Here is a 19,915-nt window from a genome sequence, read left to right on the forward strand (position 1 = left end):
TCACGATGCCGTCGGCGTCCAGCCGCCGAGCCAGTCCGCGACCTCCTGGCCGGCGGCCTGGGCGTCGGTCAGCTGTGGGCGGTCGCTGCTCGCGGTGCCCGCACCCGGGCCGGTGTTCTTGTACTCGGCGAACCGGTCGTCCTTCCAGGAGAAGCCGCCCATGTCGGACCAGGGGGTGGACTTGATGGCGGCGCTGAGGGAGGACTCGCGGACCGTGGTCTGCGGGTCGACCGTGGTGGAGCCGCCGGGGTGCCAGTTGCGGCCGAGGAAGAAGCTGGCGGCCGAGACGTCGCCGTTGACCGTCGAGCGGTTGATCAGGAGGCCCTTGCGGTCGGCCGGGGTGCTCGGGGCCGTGATGTACCCCGCCGACGTGCCGTTCCAGCGCTTCTTGAGCGTGATGACCGAGCGGTCGATCACGGCCGTCGCCCGGCCGAAGATGAAGTCGACGTTGCCCGTGACGTAGGAGTTGGTCACGTACACGCGGCCGAGCTTGTCCGACGCCGCGGTCTCCAGCTCCAGCGTGTCCTGGTCGCCGTTGACGATCAGCGAGTCGAGGACGACCTTGTCGGCCTGGGTCAGCAGGGCGACCGCCTGGTGGCCGGAGAGGGACTGGTTCGCGGCCTCGTCGAAGTCGTTGGTGACGGTGAGATTGCGGACCTGGGAGTCGTCCGACTGGATGGACAGGGTCGCGCTGCCCGGAGTGCCGTACGTCCCCGACCCGTCCGGCTTCTGCATCCCGGCCGCGTTGCCGTAGACGATCACCGTGTCCTTACGGCTGCCGCCGCTGCCCTGGATGGTGACGTGCGGCTTGTTGGCCGGGACCTTGACGACCTCGCGGTACGTCCCCGGCTTCACCGAGATCACGACCCGGGAGGGGTTGTTGGCGGGTACGGCGTTGACGGCGGCCTGGACGGTCCGGTACTGGCCGGACCCGTCGGCCGCGACGGTGAGGGTGGTCGCGGCGGCAGCGGTCGTCGAGGCGGTCGCCGTGCCGATGGAACTGCGGGGCCCCGCACCGGACTTGAGCAGGTTCGGGACGTCCGCGGCCTGGTCGAGCGTGTAGCTGTAATAAGTCTTCGGATCAAAGGCGGTGCCTCCGCTCTCGTTCCGCCCACTGGTCCCGGAGAAAACATTGCCCCTCTGCACGACGCTCGCGGTGCCGTCCTTGATGACGGGGTTGTTGATGCCCTGGAAGGAGGAGTTCTCCAGGACCATTTTGGTCGCGCCGCGCGAGTAGTTGCCGTACGAGGACTTGATGTCCGTCCCGGCCACGTCCTCCAGGAAGTTGTTGTAGAGGTGCGCGTGAGCGGCGTTGTCCGTCGACGGGTTGCGCTGCTCGGTCTCGCGGATCCAGTTGTGGTGGATCGTGATGTCCGTCTTGACGTTCTCGGTCCAGCCGATGCCGAAGGTCTTGTTGTTCTGGCTGAGCTTGTTCCAGGACACGGTGACGTTGGTGCTGTCCTTGCGGACGTCGATGAGCCCGTCGGCCATGTGCCGCAGATCGTTGTGGTCGATCCAGACGTGGTGCGCGCCGTCCATCTGGATGGCGTCGAAGTCGTGGTCCTTGTCGTTCCAGATGCCTTGGTAGGCGTCCCGGATGGTCAGGTTCCGGATGATGACGTTATGCACCCCGGACCCGAGGAAGAAGCCACCGCCGACGATGTGCCCGGAGGTCCCGGCCCCGACGATGGTCTTGTCGGACGCGACCTTGATCTCTTTCCCGACGGGATTCATGGTGATGGTGGCCGCGACGACGATGACGTACGGCTCGGCGGCGGTCGCGTACTTCTCCAGGTCCGCAAGGGTCTTCACGGTGACGGTCTTGCCGTCCCGGCCGCCGTAAGTCCCGTTCTGACCAAGTGAGTTGACCGAGGCGAAACCGTCGGCGGTGGCGGTGGCCCAGGCGGGCGCGGCGGCCGCGGCCGTGTTCTGCGCGTCCTCGCCGAAGAGGCCGAGGTCCGTGCCGTAGGCGAGGGTTCCGGCGGCGGTGAGGGCGAGGGGGACGCCGACGGCCAGGGCCTTGCGGCTTCTGCGGTGACGGGGCTTGCTGTGCTGCTCACTCATGGGGCGATCCGTTCCGTGCGGGGGATGGTCCGACAGGTCGGTTGCCGCCCCGTAGGGAAAGGTTGCCGGGGGTGGAGGGTTGTTTCGGCGGTGGTGTGCGGTGCGGGACTCGGGGGATGTACAAGGGAGTTGACGCGAGCTGGAGTCCGACGCAGGGGTGAATTCGTGGCGGGGAGCACAGAGGGAGCCGAATCGCTGCTCGGAGGGCGCTACCGGCTGTCGAACCAGATCGGCTCGGGCGGCCGCGGCACGGTGTGGGAGGCGGAGGACGAGGTGCTGGGCTTCCCCGTGACGCTGCGGAGGATCCACTGGCCCACGGAGTCGATGGAGGACGACGCGGAACGGGCGCGGGTTCTGCGGGCGATCTCGGGGCTGGCGAGGCGGCCGGTGCCCAATCCGCACATCCTGTCCGTGTTCGACTTTCTGTCCGACGACGACGGGATATGGGTCGTCATGGCGCGTCTTCCGGGCGCCCGCCCGCTGGCCGACGTCCTGCGGGAGTCGGGACCGATGCCAACGGGGCAGGTGGCGCGGATCGGGCTGGACGTGCTCGACGCGTTGACCGCTGTGCACAGCGCGGGCTTGACGCATGGCCACCTCACCGCGGAGAGGATCATCATCGACCGGGAGGGGCGGGCTCTGCTCCTCGGCTTCGACCCGGCCATGCCGGTTCCGTCGGACCCGGCCCGGCTCACATCGTCCGGAGAGATCTCCGCCTCAGCCCGCTACATGGCTCCCGAGCTGATAACAGGCGGACGGCAGACCCTGGCCACCGACCTTTTCTCGCTGGCCGTCGTCCTGTACGAGGCGGTGGAGGGCCGCAACCCCTTCAGCGCGGAGGGTGACATGGGCACCTTGGCGGTGCTCCATGCCGTGATGCACGAGGAGCCAGCGACGCCGTCCCGGGCCGGTCCGCTCGGCCCCCTGCTGCTGCGGCTGCTGGGCAAGGATCCGTACGGGCGGCCGACGGCCCATGAAGTGACCGAAGCGTTGCGGGACTTGGCAGGGCAACCGGTCGTCTGGGTAGGCGCCGCCCAGGGCCAGGCGCCGGCAACGTCGATGACGTACGGCACGCAGCCCGGGGCGCCGCCGGCGCAGATGGCGTATCCGTCGGCAAGCTCCATCGGCCTCACCGGGGGAAGGAAGCACGGCCGGCTCCTGCTGGGCGTGCTCACCGCAATCCCGCTCGCCGCGCTGCTCAGCGCTCTCGTCGACGTACTGCCGTCCCTCGACGGCCCCTGGTGGCTCCTCGGCCTCTGGGTGCCGCTGGTCGCAGCCGCGGTCTTCAACGTCGTTCGCCGCCCGGTGACTTCGCAAGCGATCTCCGCCGCGACGACGGTGGCACCCGGGTCCCGCACCGCCCCTCGCCGGGGCAGGGCACTCCTTGCGGGAGCCACCGACGCCACCGTCTTCCTGAGACCCCGTACGGCCGTGCCCCCGCTGCCGCCGACACGGGACGCGTATCTGCACGAGGCCTACAACCGGCTCGGCCCGCCCCCGGCGGCCGGGACCCGCGCGGCGGGAGGCGGCGAATGACCGATCCCATGCCCGCGCCCGGACCGGGGCCGGCCGGTGAGAGCAGGAGTTCGTGGCAGGACCTTCCACTCGACCAGCAGGCCGCCTCCTGGGAGGCGGCCGTGCCGGGCAGCGCCGAGCGGATGCTGAGACAGATCGAGGCGGACTACGAGCACCGGCGGTGGATGGACCGGGTGGAGGTCCGGTTCCGGATCTTCGGTGCGGTGCTCGCGGGCACGGGCATCACCGGGGTCTTCTGGCTGACGAAGTACCTGGTGGACCACGACGCCCCCGGCTTCGCGGCCGGGGTCTTCGGCGCGAGCATCGCCGCGTTCGCCGGCCTGGTGCTCAGACGCGACCGTTCGGGGGCGTGATGCGGAGCGGGCCGGCTGGACGCGGGACCACTCCGCAAAGGATCTACTTCGGGACCTACTTCGCGCAGGACTTGGGGTCGAGGTTCTCCTGCCACTTGTCCACACGGCCGTCGGGCTGGCCGTTGGGGAGGAGCTTGTCGTGGTCGCGATGAAGATAACGGGGGTTCCGTTTCCGCCCGTCCCAAAGGAGGAATCGGTCGAGCAGTCGGAGGACAGCACAGCGGGGGTACAGGGCCATGGACACCATCGACGCCGAACCCGACTACGAACGCTTCGTCGCGCTGGGCCGCGCTGCGCTGGCCGCCGGGCGGTTCGAGGAGGCCGGGCGGCTGCTGGGGGAGGCCGTGGCGCTGCGCCCGGACCGGGCCGTGGCGCACGTCGAGCTTGCCGGCGCCTTGCGCGGACTCGGACGTACCGGGATGGCGCGCCGCGCCTACGCCCAGGCCCTGTCCATCGACCCGGACTGTGCGGCTGCCGAGGCCGGCCTGCACGGCATGAGCCCCGACCAGCACGCGCGGGAGAACTTCCGGGTCGGCCAGCGCCTCGGCAGTCACCGGCACATCGGCCACTGGACCGTGCTGGACGTGCGCCGCGGCGGATTCGGCGTCGTGTACGTGGTCCGCAGCAGCGACACCGGCGAGCGCAAGGTGCTCAAGACCTATGACACCCGCCTGCTGTGGAGCGACGCGGACCGGGCCCGGTTCGAGCGCGAAGCGCTGACCTGGGTACGGCTACCCCCGCACCGGCACGTCGCCCCCGCCGACCACGTGGAGTGGATCGAGAACCTGCCCTGTGTGGTCACCGAATACGCCGAGGGCGGCGATCTGGCCGGGCTGATGGCGGACGGCGCGCTGCCGCCCGCGAAGGCGCTGCGGTTCGCCCGGCACCTGTGCGACGGGCTGCGCCACGCCCACGACCAGCTGGGCCTGGTGCACCGGGACGTGAAACCGGCGAACTGCCTGCTGACCGGCGACGAGGCGCTGTGGGTGACCGACTTCGGACTGGCCCGTGCGTTCGAGTCCGGCGAAGCCGGTCTTCCCGGCCTGGGCGAGCTGCCGGCGGACGCGCAGGCGCTGTACACGACGGTGGCCGGCACGCCGCGCTACATGGCCCCCGAGCAGTTCGTTCCCCGAGCCGTGCTGGACACCCGTGCCGACGTGTACGCGTTCGGCGTGGTGCTCTTCCAGATGGTCACCGGCGCGCTGCCGCCCGGGAACGGGCGGGCCAAGGCGTACATCGACCGCACCGTCGGCCTACGCACCCGCCGTACCCGGCTCTACCAGCTGATGCGCGCGTGCACCGAGCCGGATCGAGACGACCGGCCGCCGGACTTCGCTGCGGTGCGCGAGCTGCTGGACGGGGTGTACCGGGAGGTGCTGGACCGCCCGGCACCGGCGCCCTCGAAGCCGGCGCGGCTTACCGCCGAGGGCTGGGTGTCCAAAGCGGTGGGGCTGCACCAACTGCACTGCTACGACGAGGCATTGGATGCGGTGGAGCAGGGCTTGGAGACGGCCGAGCAGGACGGGGACGGCGACGTCGTCCGCAGCAAGCTGTGGCAGGTGCGCGGCATGTCCCTGGGCGGCTTGCGCAGGGCCGACGAAGCGCTGGCCGCCTACGACCGCACCGTCGAGCTGAACCCGGGCGAGCCGAGCGCGTGGGTGAACAGGGGAAACCTTCTGCGCAGCCTGGAGCGGAGCGAGGAAGCTCTGGCGTGCTACGACCGTGCTCTGGAGCTCCGGTCCGACCTGGCTCATGCCTGGGGAGGCAGGGCGGGCGCCCTGAGGGAGCTGGACCGCTTCGGGGAAGCGGAGGAGGCGTTCGACCGGGCGCTGGAGCTGCGGCCGCGCGACCAGAACTTTCTGCTGGACCGGGCCCTGCTGCGAAGTCGGCACAATCGGCATGCCGAGTCGCTGGTGGACCTCGACCGGGCGCTGAGCATCGCCCCCCGCTTTTTCAAAGCGCACTACAACAAGGCGCTCGCGCTGCTGGATCTGTCACGTCCGGCTGAGGCCGTCGAGGTCCTGGAGCGGGCGGCCGAGATGGAGCCGGACGACGCGGGCGTCTGGTCGAACCTGATGCGCGCGGCCTACCGGCTGGATCGCTACGAGCAGGCCCTGGAGTACATGGAGAAGGCACGGCTGCTGGGCGGGGACACGGTCGACCTGCTGGTGTACGAAGGGGCGATACACGCCGATCTCCACGGGACCGACGAGAAGGAGCTGGCCTGCTACGAGCGTGCTCTCGAGCTCGATCCGGACTCGGCCTGGGCGTGGTTCCGCAAGGCCGGGGCCCTGTACGCGCTCGGCCGCTCGCAGGAGACCCTGCCTTGCTACGACCGTGCCGTCGAGCTCCTTCCGGACTACACCGCGGCCTGGAAGTGGAAGTCCGTCGTCCTGCGGGAGCTGGACCGGCCCGACGAGGCGCTCGCGTGGATCGACCGTGCCACGCAGGCCCTGCCGGACGAGCCCACGGTGTGGGAACAGAAGGGCGGAATCCTGAACAAGCTCGACCGCCTGGAGGAGGCCCTGCCCTGCTTCGAGCGATGGCGGGAGCTCGATGCCACAGACGTCGACGCGTGGGTGAGCACCGGCTGGGTCCTGGGTGAGCTGGGCCGCCGCGAAGACCAACTCACTTGCTACACAGACGGGTTGGCGATCTGGCCCGACGACGGGAAGTTGTGGAACGGCAAGGCGGTGGCGCTGCGGGAGTTGGGCCGCCTCGAGGAAGCGGAGCAGGCGTACGCCCGCACTCTGGAGCTGCGGCCGCGCGCGGAGAACTGCCTCTTCGGCCGGGCCCTGCTGCGGCGGCGGCAGAACCGGCAGGCCGACGCGCTGGTGGACCTGGACCGAGCTCTCTCCGTCGCGCCCCGTTACGTCCCGGCCCTCCTGGAGAAGGGATGCGTGCTGCTGGTGCTGGGACGTCCGGCCGAGGCCATGGAGGTTTTGGAGCAGGCAGCCGAGATCGACCCGGACGACCGGGACGTGCGCTGGAACATCCTGCGGGCCGCCTGCGATCTCGGGAAGTACGAGCGGGCCAAGGAGTGCTGCGAGGAACTTCAGCGGACGGGTGAGGACTGGGCCGACCTGCTGGTCTACAAGGGCTCGATCCACTGGGCGCTGCACGGGCGCGACGAGGAGGAGCTGGCCTGCTACGAGCACGCGATCGAGCTGGACCCCGAGCTGCCGGAGGCGTGGCAGAACAAGGCCGACGTCCTGTGTGCGCTCGGCCGTCAGGACGAGGCCCTGTCCTGCTACGACCGCGCCATCGCGCTCGGCGCGGGGGTGGCGGCCGGCTGGTACAAGAAGTGCTTGGCGCTGAGTGCGCTGGACCGGCACGAGGAATCACTCACCTGCGCCGACCGCGCCCTCGCTGCGGCACCCGATGACGCCATGGCGGCCAGAGCCGAGGGGATGAAGGGGGTCGCCTTGGCGGCACTCGGACGCCTGGAGGAGTCATTGGCCTGCTACGACGAGAGCCTCAAGACCGCGCCGGACGCTTCCTGGCTCCAGGAAGGCAGACGGTGGGTGCTCGAACGCCTCGGGCATACCGACCAGGCGGCCGCGCCGATGCAGCACGGCCGCCGTCACGGATGACACACCGGGAAACAGCCGTCAGGACGCCGTGGGCGTTCAGTCGGCCAGCCAGTCCGCGACCTCCTGGCTGGTTGCCTGCGCGTCGGTTTCCTTTACTTGGCGCAGGACTTGGGGTCGAGGTTCTCCTGCCACTTGTCCTCACGGCCGTCGGGCTGGCCGTTGGGGAGGAGCTTGTCGGAGATGCCGTCGATGTAGTAGCCGTGCGAGTAGATCGTCTTCCAGCTCGCGTCCCGGCCGCGCCAGGTGTGCGCGGTGACGCGGTCGTCGCCGGTCTTGTTCCACTCGTAGTCCTCGACGTAGAAGACCGGGTTGACGCGGACCACGCGCTGGTACGGCGTCCAGGTCGTCGCGACCTGGGTGCACGGCGGAATGGACTTCTCGCTGCGGCGCTCGAAGGACGAGGTCTTCTCCCAGCCCCACTCGTAGCTGAAGCTGCCGCCCGCGGTGCCCGAGAAGATGCTCTTGGCGAGGGAGAGGCTGATGTTGGCGCCGACGCTCTTCTTGACGGACGTCTTGGTGCTGTAGCCGCTGACGAAGGTCACCTTGTCCTCCGTCGTGCCGTGGTTGCCGGTCCACTCGGAGGTGCGGACGGGCTCGCCCTTGATGGACCAGGTGGAGGCCTGCCCGTAACCGCACCAGCCCCGGAAGGTCTCCCACGGCCCGATGGGCTCCCACAGCGGGATGACGTCGTTCAGGTACTCGTCCTGCGTCTTGAACTCCCCGGTCTCGACATTGAGGGCCCCATAGACCCCCGTCAGGCTCGTCTCCTGACCGCAGAGCCGGTCCAGCATCCGGTCGGTGTCACCGGGATCGACACCACGGACGTTCTGCGCACCGGCCGGTCCGGCCTGGGCGGTGCCGGCACCGGTGACGACGGCGGCCAGGGCGAGGGCGGCGGAGGCGGCGGTCAGGGCGCCCTTCTTCAAGACGCCTTTCTTCCGGGCGGCCTTGTTCAGGACAGACGTGAGCGCACGGCTCATGGGCATGCTCCTGCTCTTCTGATCGTGAAGTGGGGGGCGATGCCGGCAGCAGTGAGCACGGAGGCGCCACAGGGGACCCAGCAGCATCAGAAGCGATCGGAAGATAACAGGGGTGATTGAATCTTTAGCAACTTGGGATGGCTCGATCATGGCCGAAAGCAGCCGTGGGAGCAGCGGTCTCCGACTGGGGCTCGGCCCTCCTGTCAGGGCGTTTCTGGTGGCGGCGCGGTGGGCGCCGGGCAATGGGATCGTCGCGATCGTGCCGCCGCGAGTTGAGTGGGTCCGCCGAACCGAAGACCCCCGGATCGTGGTCGAAGAGGTCTTCTGGCAGGGGGGGCGAACCGGCTAAGGCACCTCCGGCGGAGGCGTAGGCGCTCCCGGCAACCGGACAGTGGCCACCGTGCCGCCACCGTCCGCGTGGCCCAGCGTCACCTCGCCGCCCGCCTGCTGCACCGTCCGCGCCACGATGGACAGCCCCAGCCCTGAGCCCGGCAACGCCCGTGCGCTCGGGGAGCGCCAGAAGCGGTCGAAGACGTAGGGGAGTTCCTCGGCGGGGATGCCGGGGCCGTGGTCGCGGACCGTGAGGATGCCGGACGCGAGCTGGACCTCGATCGTGCCGCCCTCGGGGCTGAACTTCACCGCGTTGTCGAGGATGTTGACGACGGCGCGTTCCAGGGCCGCCGGTTCCGCTCGTACGTACCAGGGCTGGAGGTCCGCCGTGATCGTCAGCTCCGGGCCGCGGAGCCGTGCCCGGCGCAGGGCCGACTCCACCGTGTTCTCCAGGGAGATCACCTGGACGCGCTCGCCGCGCTGGCCTTCCGAGCGGGACAGTTCCTGCAAGTCCCCTATCAGGGAGGCCAGTTCTGTCATCTGTGCCTTGACCGAGGCGAGCAGGGCCTTGCGGTCTGCCTCCGGGATCGGGCGGCCTGTCTCCTCGCTGCGGGTGAGGAGTTCGATGTTCGTGCGCAGGGAGGTGAGGGGGGTGCGGAGTTCGTGGCCGGCGTCTGCGATGAGCTGTTGTTGTAGGTCGCGGGAGCTGGCCAGGGAGGAGGTCATGGAGTTGAAGGAGCGGGAGAGGCGGGCGATCTCGTCCTCGGCTTCGTCCTTCACTGGGATGCGAACGGTCAAGTCCTCGGTGCGGGCTACGTGTTCGACAGCGTCTGTGAGCTTGTCGACGGGGCGGAGGCCCGCGCGGGCGACTGCGAGACCGGCAGCACCGGCGCCGACGACTCCGACGCCGGAGACGAGGAGGAGGATCAGCGCTAGCTCGTTGAGGGTGGACTCGGTGCCCTTGAGAGGGGTTGCGAGGAGCAGGGCGACGCCTTGCGAGTCGGATGCGTCGACACCCAGGTACAGGGTCAGCACACGTACTGCATTGCCGTCCTCGTCAGTGCCGTTTCGGACGATCCCCTTGCTGCGGTCTGCCTTCCTGATGACTTCCGTGTCGGAGCTGGTGACCTTGACCGTGCCCAGGGAGTCCGGGTCGACGCAGGGGTCTCCCTCTTCCTTGATCAGCTGGACGTAGTCCTTCGGGAACCGGAAGCCCCCGGTATTCGGCTGCGGAGTCTGAGTGCAGCTCTCAAGGAGCGACCCGACCGTGCCGGGCCTCTTCACCATTTCCTTCAGGTCACTGTCAACCTGCTCGTACAGCTTGCCCTGCACGATGAACCAACAAGTAACCGAAACCGCTGCCACCGCGAACGCCACAGCCGCCGCCACCAAAAGCGCCAGCCTTGACCGGATCGGCAGCGACCGGAACCGCCGTACAACCTTGCTCACTCGGCCCCACCCTGACGCAACACATACCCCACCCCACGCACGGTGTGCACGAGCCGGGGCTCGCCCCCCGCCTCCGTCTTGCGGCGCAGGTACATCACATACACGTCGAGCGAGTTGGACGACGGCTCGAAGTCGAAGCCCCAGACCGACTTCAGGATCTGCTCACGGGTCAGCACCTGGCGTGGATGCGCCATGAACATCTCCAGGAGCGTGAATTCCGTGCGGGTCAGCTCCACCGGCCGCCCACCCCGCGTCACCTCACGCGTCGCCAGATCCATCCGCAGGTCGGCGAAGGTCAGGGCCTCGTCCTCCTGGCCCGTACCCGCCCCCGCCGCAGCCGCGTACGAGCTGCGGCGCAGCAGCGCGCGGACGCGGGCGAAGAGTTCGTCGAGTTCGAAGGGCTTGACGAGGTAGTCGTCGGCGCCGGCGTCGAGGCCGGTCACGCGGTCGCCGACCGTGTCGCGGGCGGTCAGCATGAGGATCGGGGTCGTGTCGCCCGCGCCGCGGATGCGGCGTGCCGCCGTCAAGCCGTCCATCCTCGGCATCTGGATGTCGAGGACCACCAGGTCCGGCTTGTACAGCGTCGCCTTCTCCAACGCGTCCGCGCCGTCGACCGCGACCTCCGTGTCGTACCCCTCGAAGGCGAGGCTGCGCTGGAGTGCTTCGCGTACCGCCGGCTCGTCGTCGACGATCAGGATGCGCTGGGGGTCACGGTCGCCATCGGCGGGGCTCATGGGCTGGGGTTCCTCAGAAGATGTGGTGGGGCGTGGGACTGACGGATCTCAGCGTCGCACGCTTTCAGCCGCGTACGGTACGGCGGCGGGTGCGGGACGCCGACGCCGTACGGCGGGTCCTGGCGCCGCTCGCCGCCACCTCCGGCGCCCGCGGCACCGGCGCGTGCAGTTCGTACGCCACCTCGACGGCCAGGGCGAAACCGGCCGGGTCGGCGCCGGTCACCGTGTGCGAAACCTGCTTGATCATGCCGTACTCCTAGTCGGTGGAGCCCGCGCGCAGCGTGGCCAGGTCGGACTTGACGGTGTTGATCGGGATGGCGAAGCCGAGGCCGACGCTGCCGGCGCTCGACGAAGTCGCGTCCGCCGCGGAGTACATCGCCGAGTTGATGCCGATGATGTTGCCGTTCATGTCGATCAGGGCGCCGCCGGAGTTGCCGGGGTTCAGGGACGCGTCCGTCTGGAGCGCCTTGTACGTCGTCGTGGACGAGCCGGTGTCGCCGTTGAACTGCCGGCCGCCGAACTCGAACGGCCACTGGCCGCTGCCGCCGCCCTGCTGCCCCTGGCTCTCGTCCGTCGAGACCGTCACGTCCCGGTCGAGCGCGGAGACGATGCCGCTGGTGACCGTGCCGGTCAGGCCCTCGGGGGAGCCGATCGCCACGACTGTGTCGCCGACCTGCACCCCGTCGGAGTTGCCGAGGGTGGCCGCCTTGAGGCCGGACGCGTTCTCCAGCTTGATCAGCGCCAGGTCCTTCTTGCTGTCGGTGCCGACGACCTTCGCGGTGTACGTCTTGCCGTCGCTGGTGCTCACCTTGATCGACGAGGCGCCGGAGATGACGTGGTTGTTGGTGATGATCTCGCCGTCGCTGGTGATGATCACGCCGGAGCCGGTGGACTCACCGGCGTTCGAGGTGGCGTTGATCTCGACGATGCTCGGGCTGACCGCCGAGGCGACCCCGGCGACCGTGCCCTTCTGGCTGGACGGCACGACGTTGGTGCTGGCGCTGGAGGAGGCCACCGTGTCGTTGCCGGTCAGCTCCTGGATGCCGTAGGCCGTGCCGCCGCCTATGGCAGCGGCGACGATCGCCACGGCGGCGATGAGGGCGAAGGGGCCGCGGGTGCGCCGCTTCTTCGGAGCAGAAGGCGCGGGGGCGGCCGGATCGGCGGGAGCGGCCGTGAAGACGGCGGTGCCCCCACCACCGCCGTCACCGCCCTGACCGGCGCCGTCCGCCGCGAACCCGGCCGGCGCCGACGCGTGCGCGGCCTGCGACGGCCACACGGTCGTCCCCGGCTCCACCGTGACCGGCGGCTGGTACGCCGGCGGAGGCGGCCACTCCGGGTCGACGGGGGAGGAAGCGTGCTGCTGGGCGTACGTCGACTGCTGGTCGCCCTCGCTGGGGTTCTCGTACTCGCCGCTGCGGCGGATGCTCTCGGTCATGTCTCAGAGCTTGTCGCCGCTCGATGAGAGCTGGCTGAGTGCTCCCTGAGAACGCCGCGAGAACCTCGTTCGCCCGATGTAAAGGCCGCTCTCGCAGCTTGGCTAGGGCTCTCAGACAACCCTCATGAAGGGCCCGTCATGCCTCACACCCACAGGAACGCCGTACCACCAACCGCGAAGGAAACACCTTCAGCCGCTCGCGGCGCGAACCCGCCACCCGCAGGCCGTCGTCCAGGAGCAGGTCCACCGCCGCCCGTGCCATGGCCGGGCGGTCCGAGGCGATCGTGGTCATCGGCGGGTCGGCGAGGGCCGCTTCCTTGATGTCGTCGAAGCCGATGACGCCCAACTCGCCCGGCACGTCGATGCGCAGCTCGCGGGCCGCGCGCAGCAGGCCGATCGCCTGGTCGTCGGTGGAGCAGAAGATCGCGGGCGGGCGCTTCGGCCCGGAGAGGATGTCCAGGGCGATGTGGTAGGCGTCGTAGCGGTTGTACGGCGCTTCGAACAGCCTTCCCTCGGTGGAGATCCCGGCGTCGTCCATCGCGCGCCGCCAGCCCTCGACGTGGTCGGAGACGGGGTCGCCGACCGCGGGGGTCTCGGCGGTGCCGCCCATACAGGCGACGTACTCGTAGCCGTGCTCCAGGAGGTGGCGTACGGCGAGCTGGGCGCCGCCCAGGTCGTCCGTGACGACGGCGACGTCGTCGATCGCCTCCGGGCGCTCGTGCAGCAGCACGACCCGGGCGTCCCAGGCGTCGATCTCGGCGGCCGCGTTGTCGTTCAGCGCGTGGCTGACCAGGATCAGGCCGGAGACCCGCATACCGAGGAAGGCCCGCAGATAGTGGACCTCGCGCTCGGCGATGTAGTCGGAGTTCCCGACGAGCACCATCTTTCCGCGCTCGGACGCGGCCTGTTCGACCGCGTGCGCCATCTCCCCGAAGAAGGGCTGGCGCGCGTCCGGCACGATCAGGCCTATGAGGTCGGTGCGCCGCGACGCCATGGCCTGCGCGACCCGGTCGGGCCGGTAGCCCAGCTCCTTGATCGCGGCGAGGACACGCTCGCGCGTGGCCGGGGCAACCGGCCGGGGTCCGTTGTTGATGACATAGCTGACGACGGCGGTGGAGGTACCCGCCAGTCGTGCCACATCATCCCGAGTCACCTTGGCCACGCGCGGAGTCTACGCGGATGGACCCGCTCTGGGCAGGGCGTAAAGATGCTTGTCTGCGCAGCCCCTGTGGGCGGGCGAGCCCGCCCACAGGTCCGCTATACCTCGGCCTGGACCTCGGTGGCGTCCAGGGAGGCCGTCTCGTCCGCATCCTCCGGCTTTGGCTGGTCAGCCTTGGCCCTCGCCTCGTCGGAGGAGCGGTCCGAACGGTCCGCCTTCTCCGGCGTAACGAATCGATAACCGACGTTCCGGACGGTCCCGATCAGCGACTCGTGCTCGGGTCCGAGCTTGGCCCGCAGGCGTCGTACATGGACGTCGACGGTCCGGGTGCCACCGAAGTAGTCGTAGCCCCAGACCTCCTGGAGCAGCTGCGCGCGCGTGAAGACACGGCCCGGGTGCTGCGCGAGGTATTTCAGGAGCTCGAACTCCTTGAAGGTGAGGTCGAGCACCCGGCCCTTGAGCTTGGCGGAGTACGTCGCCTCGTCGACCGACAGATCGCCGTTGCGGATCTCCATCGGGGAGTCGTCGTTGACGATCTGCTGGCGGCCCATGGCGAGCCGCAGCCGCGCCTCGACCTCCGCCGGGCCGGCGGTGTCGAGGAGCACGTCGTCGATGCCCCAGTCGGCGGTGACGGCGGCGAGGCCGCCCTCGGTGACGACGAGGATGAGGGGGCAGCCGGGGCCGGTGGAGCGCAGCAGCTGGCAGAGGCTGCGCACCTGCGGAAGGTCCCGGCGGCCGTCGATCAGGATGACGTCGGCACCGGGGGTGTCGACGAGGGCGGGGCCTTCGGCCGGGGCGACCCGCACGTTGTGCAGGAGCAGCCCGAGAGCGGGGAGCACCTCGGTCGACGGCTGAAGGGCATTGGTCAGGAGCAGCAGAGAACTCATACGTCTGGTTCCTCCTCGGTCCCTGCGAGGACGTTGTGCGGTACGTCACCTGCTCTGCGATCCCGAAAGGCCCCGTACACCTGCGGTCACCTGTAGTTTCCCGCTTCGTATACAACGCTTCCGAAAGCACAAAAGGACCCGGGGGCTACGCTGCCCGAGTCCTGTGTCCAGCAGAATAGCCCACATGAGGGCTGGCATGGCAGGTCATGTGGCACGATCCACCGTTCGTCCGGCATCCGAGACGGACACGGCGGGGTCTTTGCGTACGTTTCTGCGCACGTTCGACGGTGTGGCGATCGACGCCGTATACGAGCCGGGCGGGCACGTATACGACGCCGGAGCGCCACCTTCCGGTGATGTGGTGTTCGTCGTCGCGCACGGTTTCACCGGCGATGTGGACAAGCCGCATGTGCGACGCGTGGCACAGGCGTTCGCGCCGTACGGCGCGGTCGTCACCTTCTCCTTCAGAGGCCACGGGCGGTCCGGCGGTGTCTCCACGGTCGGCGACCGCGAGGTGCACGACCTCGCCGCCGCGGTGGCCTGGGCCCGCGAGCTCGGGCACCAGCGCGTGGTCACGGTCGGCTTCTCCATGGGCGGCTCGGTGGTGCTGCGGCACGCGGCGCTGTACGGCACGTCGGCAGCCGCGGCCGGACTGGAGCACGAGGGGCGCACGGAAGCGGGAACGGACGCGGTGGTTTCGGTGAGTGCCCCCGCCCGCTGGTACTACCGGGGCACACCCCGGATGCGGCGCGTGCACTGGCTGGTGACCCGCCGCGAGGGCCGGCTGGCCGCCCGCTACGGACTCCGGACGCGGATCCACCACCGCGGCTGGGACCCCGTCCCTCTCTCCCCGGTCGAGGCGGTCCCGCACATCGCGCCCACGCCGCTCCTCATCGTCCACGGCGACATCGACGGCTACTTTCCCGTCGACCACCCCCACATGCTGGCCGCGGCCGCCGGTGACCACGGCGAACTCTGGCTGGAGCCCGGCATGGGCCACGCCGAGCACGCGGCGGCGGACGAGCTGCTGGCCCGGATCGGGGACTGGGCGGCGGCGAAGGCGGGCTAGCCTGACGTTGTTGACCACCGACTGATTGAGGAACCGCATGCCCAAGGTCACGGTGCGCTACTGGGCCGCCGCGAAGGCCGCGGCCGGGGTCGCCGAGGAGCCGTACGACGCGGACACCCTCGCGGACGCGCTCGCCGCGGTGCGTGCGCGACACCCCGGCGAACTGGCGCGCGTCCTGCAGCGATGCTCCTTCCTCATCGACGGTGACCCCGTGGGGACCCGCGGGCATGAGACGGTACGGCTGGTCGACGGCGGGACGGTCGAGGTGCTTCCGCCGTTCGCAGGAGGGTGAGATGACCAACCAGCCGCACGAGGGTTCCTACGAGGGGCAGTACCCGCAGGGGTACGACCCGTACTGGCAGCAGGCTTACGAGGATCCGCAGGCCGCCCAGCAGTACACGCAGCAGTGGCAGGGGCAGACCTGGGACACGCACGTGCCTGCGGCGGCTTCGGCGGCTGATACGGCGTATGTGCCGCCGCAGGGACACGAGTGGGCCGGAGCCGGTGGCCCTGTCCACGACCCCGCCTACGCGGCACCCGGCGCTGCAGGCCTTGCCCACCCGTCCCGCCTGGGGGTCCCCCCAGGTCCTTCAGACACTGGGGGAGGGACGACTGCCCAAGGCGGTAGCGACGACGAGCCCTCCTACGGGCCCGCCACCCTCGTCGGGAACTCGCGCGTCTCCGATGCCCAGCGGGCCCGGCTGGAGGGGCGTTCGCCGATCATCGAGCCGGGGATGCAGCCGGCGGCGCTGACGGCGGTGCTGGGGCTGCTGCTGTCCGGGACGGCGGCCATCGGGTCGTACGCGCTGCTCGTACCGCTTGTGGTGCTGCAAGCCGTGACGGCGGCGGGCTGGTTCCGGCTGAACGGGATGTGGCCCGCCCGGCAGGGCATCGCGCTGGCCTTCGCGGGCGCGCTGACCGCGGATGTCGCGCTGGTGGCGGCCGACCACGCGCCGGCGGCGATCCTCGGCACGCTCGGTGTGTGGGTGCTGCTGGCCCTGGTTCTGCAACTGCGTTCGCACGCCGAGCCGGACGAGCGGATGTACGGCCTGATGGCGACCGTCGCCGCGGCGGCGCTGTCGATCATCGCGGCCGGTTACTTCGCGGCCGACACGGACGCGGTCACGGTCGGCGCCGCGGCGGTGGCCGTGGCGATCCTGGCCCGGGTTCTTCCGCTGCCCACCCCGGCGTCCGTGATCGTCTCCCTCCTCGCCGCGGCCGGCGCGGGCATCGCGGTGGGCGGCATGACCGGCCTGGGCGCTGGGGGTACCCCCTCTGGGGGAGGCGCGTTCCTCGGCGCGGCCGCCGGCGCCTGCGCCCTGATCGGCCACCGGGTCGCGAGCTACGACTACCCGTCCCGCTTCGTCCACTTCACGGCCGGGGTCGCGTTGCCGCTGGCGGCGGCGGCGCCGGCGGTGTACCTGCTGGGGCGTGCGCTGGGCTGAGCGGCTGACCGGCGCCCTCTTGCCACACCTGACCGACTGTCACAGCTGATCGACAATCCCCCGCCCGCCCCTTGCCCCGGGGTTACTCTCGCGCAGGACGGCCACCCGGTCGTCAGTGACCGTCGTCGTTGATGACCGCCGAGGTGGGGAACCCCGAACATGCGCGCACTGCGAATACTGCTGATCGTCGTCGTGATCCTCGGCGGCCTCTTCGTAGCCGCCGACCGCCTCGCCGTGAACTTCGCCGAGGACGAGGCCGCAGGCAAGCTCCAGACCACGGAGAACCTCGCCTCCAAGCCCGACGTCTCCATCAAGGGCTTCCCCTTCCTCACGCAGGCCCTCGGCGGCGAACTGGACGATGTCGAGATCGGCATCAAGGACTACGACGCCCCCACCGGCGAAGGCTCCGAGAAGATCCGTATCGGCGATCTCCAGGCGAACATGAAGGGCGTCGAGTTCTCCGGCGACTACAGCTCCGCCACCGCGGCCACCGCCACCGGCACCGCGACCATCTCCTACGCGGAGCTGCTGAAGACCGCCCAGTCGGAGCCCACCCAGATCGCCCCCGGCGTCACCGCGAACGTCGTCGGCCTCTCCGACGGCGGCAACGGCAAGATCAAGGTCTCGGTCGAGGCGACCGTACTCGGCACGAAGCTGCCCGAGCCGGTCTCCGTCCTCAGCACCGTCACGGTCGAGGGCGACAACACCGTGAAGGTGCGCGCCGAAAAGCTCCCGTCGTTCGGGGGTGTCCGGACCGCGGAGAACCAGGTCAGGGAGATCACCGACTTCGAGCAGCAGATCGACGACCTGCCCGGCGGCATCCAGCTGGACCGGGTCGAGGCCGCGCAGGACGGTGTGGAGATCGGGGTGAAGGGTTCGAACGTCCGGCTCGCCGGGTAGGACGTCAGCGGCCGTCACCAGGGCCGTCCGAAGGGCGAGACGCGGACGTCCGTACCGCAGATGTGACGACGGATGCGTGCGCGCGGAATCCCTTCCGCGCCCGCCCTTTTGCCCGTGCCATCCCGTATCCCGGACGATCGCGTCTCAAAATACGACACACCGGTGACATGCCCACCCGTCCGTCCCTAAGCTCAAGCCCATGAAGCGACAGGCGGACCTCACGAAGCGGCGGGCAGTAGACCTGTGCCGCGTCGCCGCCATGCTCTGTCGCACCTTCTGAGCGGAAGCGCAGCCTTCCGCATTCCCCGCTGCCCTGCCCAGGGCATTCGTGCGCCGTCCGGCTCCTGGACCGCGCGCCCCTCTCACTCGCACGCCCCGCCGCAACTGCCCCGGAGGAGAAAGAGCATGAGCCGCAGCGACGTCCTGGTCGACGCCGATTGGGTCGAGGCCAACCTCGACAGCCCGAACATCGCGATCGTCGAGGTCGACGAGGACACGTCCGCGTACGAGAAGAACCACATCCGCAATGCCATCCGGATCGACTGGACCAAGGACCTCCAGGACCCGGTACGCCGTGACTTCATCGACCAGGAGGGCTTCGAGAAGCTCCTCTCGGCGAAGGGCATCGCCAACGACACGCTGGTGATCCTCTACGGCGGCAACAACAACTGGTTCGCCTCGTACGCCTACTGGTACTTCAAGCTCTACGGCCACGAGAACGTCAAGCTGCTCGACGGCGGCCGCAAGAAGTGGGAGCTGGACGCCCGCGAGCTGGTCGAGGAGGTGCCGGTGCGTCCGGCGACCGACTACAAGGCCAAGCCGCAGGACAAGTCCATCCGCGCCTTCCGTGACGACGTGGTCGCCGCCATCGGTTCGCAGAACCTGGTCGACGTCCGCTCGCCCGACGAGTTCTCCGGCAAGCTGCTCGCCCCCGCGCACCTGCCGCAGGAGCAGTCGCAGCGTCCGGGTCACGTCCCGTCCGCCCGCAACATCCCGTGGTCGAAGAACGCCAACGACGACGGCACCTTCAAGTCGGACGACGAGCTCAAGGAGCTCTACGCCGAGGAGCAGGTCGACCTGGCCAAGGACACCATCGCCTACTGCCGCATCGGTGAGCGCTCCGCGCTGACCTGGTTCGTCCTGCACGAGCTGCTCGGTGTGCAGAACGTCAAGAACTACGACGGCTCCTGGACCGAGTACGGCTCCCTCGTCGGCGTGCCGATCGAGCTCGGCGCCAACAAGTAAGCCCCGACCTTTACCCCTAGGAGTTCAACATGTGCGGAGCGAAGGCCGGCGGCCCTGACGCCTCGACGATCAAGCCCGGTGAGACGACCATCCAGGGCCAGGTGACCCGCGACGGCGAGCCGGTGACGGGCTACGTCCGTCTGCTGGACTCGACCGGCGAGTTCACGGCGGAGGTCCCCACCTCCGCGACGGGCCAGTTCCGCTTCTACGCGGCCGAGGGCACCTGGACCGTCCGCGCCCTGGTTCCGGGCGGCGCCACCGCCGACCGCACCGTCGTCGCCCAGCAGGGCGGTCTGGCGGAGGTCGCGATCGCGGTCTGAGCACGACGGAAGGGCCGTACCCCACGGGTTGGACACCCGGGGTACGGCCCTTCCGCATGTCCGGGCCGGGCCTACCCTGGACGTATGTACGCACGGCGACGGCACATGTACTTCGCCATGATGGGGACCTGCATCGCGCTCTTCGTCCTGGCCTGGGGCGTCGTACGCCTCTGGTCGATTCCCGTGGCCGTGGGCATGTGCGTGGTGGCGATGGTGATCCCGCCCCTCGCCGCGATGGTCGCCAACCGCCGTGGCCCCGAGGACCGTTGGTGGGACGATCCGTCCGGCGACCCGAAGTCCGACGAGTGGTGGGACGAACTGGACGGGAAGCGCCGACGCCAGTAGGTTCTCGCCGCCCCCAGACCCCCGCTTCGGAAAATCAGCCCCTCCGGCGTTTGAGGAGCGGGGTCCATGGG

19 protein-coding genes are annotated in these 19,915 nt (G+C 69.8%); 11 read left to right on the forward strand and 8 right to left on the reverse strand.

Annotated elements, in window-relative coordinates:
- Complete coding sequence (locus ACTWQO_RS39760; protein ID WP_443242251.1) at window positions 1-2,064, reverse strand: pectinesterase family protein; 2,064 nt, start codon at window positions 2,062-2,064, stop codon at window positions 1-3.
- 165 nt (window positions 2,065-2,229) lie between these two features.
- On the opposite strand from ACTWQO_RS39760, the gene ACTWQO_RS39765 reads away from it, so the two are divergent.
- The 3 genes from ACTWQO_RS39765 (at window position 2,230) to ACTWQO_RS39775 (ending at window position 7,546) form a co-directional block, all read left to right on the forward strand.
- Window positions 2,230-3,600, forward strand: coding sequence for a serine/threonine-protein kinase (locus ACTWQO_RS39765; protein ID WP_443242252.1), 1,371 nt, complete (start codon window positions 2,230-2,232; stop codon window positions 3,598-3,600).
- Window positions 3,597-3,953: a hypothetical protein gene (locus ACTWQO_RS39770; RefSeq protein ID WP_443242253.1), complete on the forward strand. Its 357-nt coding sequence runs from the start codon at window positions 3,597-3,599 to the stop codon at window positions 3,951-3,953. Before ACTWQO_RS39765 ends, ACTWQO_RS39770 begins: the two co-directional genes overlap by 4 nt.
- 236 nt (window positions 3,954-4,189) lie before the next feature.
- Window positions 4,190-7,546: a tetratricopeptide repeat protein gene (locus ACTWQO_RS39775; protein WP_443242254.1), complete on the forward strand. Its 3,357-nt coding sequence runs from the start codon at window positions 4,190-4,192 to the stop codon at window positions 7,544-7,546.
- Between the two features lie 92 nt (window positions 7,547-7,638).
- On the opposite strand, the gene ACTWQO_RS39780 is transcribed toward ACTWQO_RS39775, so the two are convergent.
- The 7 genes from ACTWQO_RS39780 to ACTWQO_RS39810 form a co-directional block, all read right to left on the reverse strand.
- Window positions 7,639-8,526: a hypothetical protein gene (locus ACTWQO_RS39780; RefSeq protein ID WP_443242255.1), complete on the reverse strand. Its 888-nt coding sequence runs from the start codon at window positions 8,524-8,526 to the stop codon at window positions 7,639-7,641.
- 345 nt (window positions 8,527-8,871) lie between these two features.
- Window positions 8,872-10,305 (reverse strand): HAMP domain-containing sensor histidine kinase, encoded by a 1,434-nt coding sequence (locus tag ACTWQO_RS39785; RefSeq protein WP_443242256.1) that lies wholly within the window; start codon window positions 10,303-10,305, stop codon window positions 8,872-8,874.
- Window positions 10,302-11,039: a response regulator transcription factor gene (locus tag ACTWQO_RS39790; protein WP_443242257.1), complete on the reverse strand. Its 738-nt coding sequence runs from the start codon at window positions 11,037-11,039 to the stop codon at window positions 10,302-10,304. The genes ACTWQO_RS39785 and ACTWQO_RS39790 overlap by 4 nt, the downstream gene beginning before the upstream one ends.
- A gap of 64 nt (window positions 11,040-11,103) precedes the next feature.
- Window positions 11,104-11,286 (reverse strand): hypothetical protein, encoded by a 183-nt coding sequence (locus ACTWQO_RS39795; protein WP_443242258.1) that lies wholly within the window; start codon window positions 11,284-11,286, stop codon window positions 11,104-11,106.
- A 9-nt stretch (window positions 11,287-11,295) separates the two neighbouring features.
- A complete protein-coding gene (locus tag ACTWQO_RS39800) occupies window positions 11,296-12,474 on the reverse strand; it encodes a S1C family serine protease (protein ID WP_443242259.1) in 1,179 nt (392 codons plus the stop codon).
- A 136-nt stretch (window positions 12,475-12,610) separates the two neighbouring features.
- Window positions 12,611-13,636, reverse strand: coding sequence for a LacI family DNA-binding transcriptional regulator (locus ACTWQO_RS39805; protein ID WP_443242260.1), 1,026 nt, complete (start codon window positions 13,634-13,636; stop codon window positions 12,611-12,613).
- Window positions 13,637-13,731: 95 nt separating this feature from the next.
- On the reverse strand, window positions 13,732-14,520 hold the full coding sequence (locus tag ACTWQO_RS39810) for a winged helix-turn-helix transcriptional regulator (RefSeq protein ID WP_443242261.1): 789 nt from the start codon (window positions 14,518-14,520) through the stop codon (window positions 13,732-13,734).
- A 184-nt stretch (window positions 14,521-14,704) separates the two neighbouring features.
- Here ACTWQO_RS39810 and ACTWQO_RS39815 point away from each other — a divergent pair, with 184 nt between their 5' ends.
- The 8 genes from ACTWQO_RS39815 to ACTWQO_RS39850 all read left to right on the forward strand — a co-directional run bounded on the left by ACTWQO_RS39815 (window position 14,705) and on the right by ACTWQO_RS39850 (window position 19,844).
- Window positions 14,705-15,589, forward strand: coding sequence for an alpha/beta hydrolase family protein (locus ACTWQO_RS39815; RefSeq protein WP_443242262.1), 885 nt, complete (start codon window positions 14,705-14,707; stop codon window positions 15,587-15,589).
- A gap of 37 nt (window positions 15,590-15,626) precedes the next feature.
- Window positions 15,627-15,881, forward strand: coding sequence for a MoaD/ThiS family protein (locus tag ACTWQO_RS39820; protein ID WP_362949796.1), 255 nt, complete (start codon window positions 15,627-15,629; stop codon window positions 15,879-15,881).
- A 1-nt stretch (window position 15,882) separates the two neighbouring features.
- Entirely contained in the window at window positions 15,883-17,034 is a 1,152-nt protein-coding gene (locus ACTWQO_RS39825) for a hypothetical protein (RefSeq protein WP_443242263.1), read from the forward strand.
- Between the two features lie 159 nt (window positions 17,035-17,193).
- A complete protein-coding gene (locus ACTWQO_RS39830) occupies window positions 17,194-17,934 on the forward strand; it encodes an LmeA family phospholipid-binding protein (RefSeq protein ID WP_443242264.1) in 741 nt (246 codons plus the stop codon).
- Between the two features lie 199 nt (window positions 17,935-18,133).
- Complete coding sequence (locus ACTWQO_RS39835; RefSeq protein ID WP_350310325.1) at window positions 18,134-18,214, forward strand: putative leader peptide; 81 nt, start codon at window positions 18,134-18,136, stop codon at window positions 18,212-18,214.
- 125 nt (window positions 18,215-18,339) lie between these two features.
- On the forward strand, window positions 18,340-19,179 hold the full coding sequence (locus ACTWQO_RS39840) for a sulfurtransferase (RefSeq protein WP_443242265.1): 840 nt from the start codon (window positions 18,340-18,342) through the stop codon (window positions 19,177-19,179).
- Window positions 19,180-19,208: 29 nt separating this feature from the next.
- Window positions 19,209-19,499, forward strand: a complete 291-nt coding sequence (locus tag ACTWQO_RS39845) for a DUF1416 domain-containing protein (protein WP_210577738.1) — start codon at window positions 19,209-19,211, stop codon at window positions 19,497-19,499.
- A gap of 84 nt (window positions 19,500-19,583) precedes the next feature.
- Window positions 19,584-19,844 carry a DUF3099 domain-containing protein gene (locus tag ACTWQO_RS39850; protein ID WP_443242266.1) on the forward strand — a complete coding sequence of 87 codons (261 nt, stop codon included), beginning with the start codon at window positions 19,584-19,586 and terminating at the stop codon, window positions 19,842-19,844.
- The last annotated feature ends 71 nt before the right edge of the window (window positions 19,845-19,915 follow it).

The organism is Streptomyces sp. 4N124, assembly GCF_052245395.1.
GTDB lineage: Bacteria > Actinomycetota > Actinomycetes > Streptomycetales > Streptomycetaceae > Streptomyces.

Bases quoted from the DNA above. Each gene is read 5' to 3' on its own strand.
- ACTWQO_RS39760 (WP_443242251.1), bottom strand. From the start codon at position 2,064: ATGAGTGAGCAGCACAGCAAGCCCCGTCACCGCAGAAGCCGCAAGGCC.
- ACTWQO_RS39770 (WP_443242253.1), top strand. From the start codon at position 3,597: ATGACCGATCCCATGCCCGCGCCCGGACCGGGGCCGGCCGGTGAGAGC.
- ACTWQO_RS39775 (WP_443242254.1), top strand. From the start codon at position 4,190: ATGGACACCATCGACGCCGAACCCGACTACGAACGCTTCGTCGCGCTG.
- ACTWQO_RS39780 (WP_443242255.1), bottom strand. From the start codon at position 8,526: ATGAGCCGTGCGCTCACGTCTGTCCTGAACAAGGCCGCCCGGAAGAAA.
- ACTWQO_RS39790 (WP_443242257.1), bottom strand. From the start codon at position 11,039: ATGAGCCCCGCCGATGGCGACCGTGACCCCCAGCGCATCCTGATCGTC.
- ACTWQO_RS39795 (WP_443242258.1), bottom strand. From the start codon at position 11,286: ATGATCAAGCAGGTTTCGCACACGGTGACCGGCGCCGACCCGGCCGGT.
- ACTWQO_RS39800 (WP_443242259.1), bottom strand. From the start codon at position 12,474: ATGACCGAGAGCATCCGCCGCAGCGGCGAGTACGAGAACCCCAGCGAG.
- ACTWQO_RS39810 (WP_443242261.1), bottom strand. From the start codon at position 14,520: ATGAGTTCTCTGCTGCTCCTGACCAATGCCCTTCAGCCGTCGACCGAG.
- ACTWQO_RS39815 (WP_443242262.1), top strand. From the start codon at position 14,705: ATGAGGGCTGGCATGGCAGGTCATGTGGCACGATCCACCGTTCGTCCG.
- ACTWQO_RS39820 (WP_362949796.1), top strand. From the start codon at position 15,627: ATGCCCAAGGTCACGGTGCGCTACTGGGCCGCCGCGAAGGCCGCGGCC.
- ACTWQO_RS39825 (WP_443242263.1), top strand. From the start codon at position 15,883: ATGACCAACCAGCCGCACGAGGGTTCCTACGAGGGGCAGTACCCGCAG.
- ACTWQO_RS39830 (WP_443242264.1), top strand. From the start codon at position 17,194: ATGCGCGCACTGCGAATACTGCTGATCGTCGTCGTGATCCTCGGCGGC.
- ACTWQO_RS39835 (WP_350310325.1), top strand. From the start codon at position 18,134: ATGAAGCGACAGGCGGACCTCACGAAGCGGCGGGCAGTAGACCTGTGC.
- ACTWQO_RS39840 (WP_443242265.1), top strand. From the start codon at position 18,340: ATGAGCCGCAGCGACGTCCTGGTCGACGCCGATTGGGTCGAGGCCAAC.
- ACTWQO_RS39845 (WP_210577738.1), top strand. From the start codon at position 19,209: ATGTGCGGAGCGAAGGCCGGCGGCCCTGACGCCTCGACGATCAAGCCC.
- ACTWQO_RS39850 (WP_443242266.1), top strand. From the start codon at position 19,584: ATGTACGCACGGCGACGGCACATGTACTTCGCCATGATGGGGACCTGC.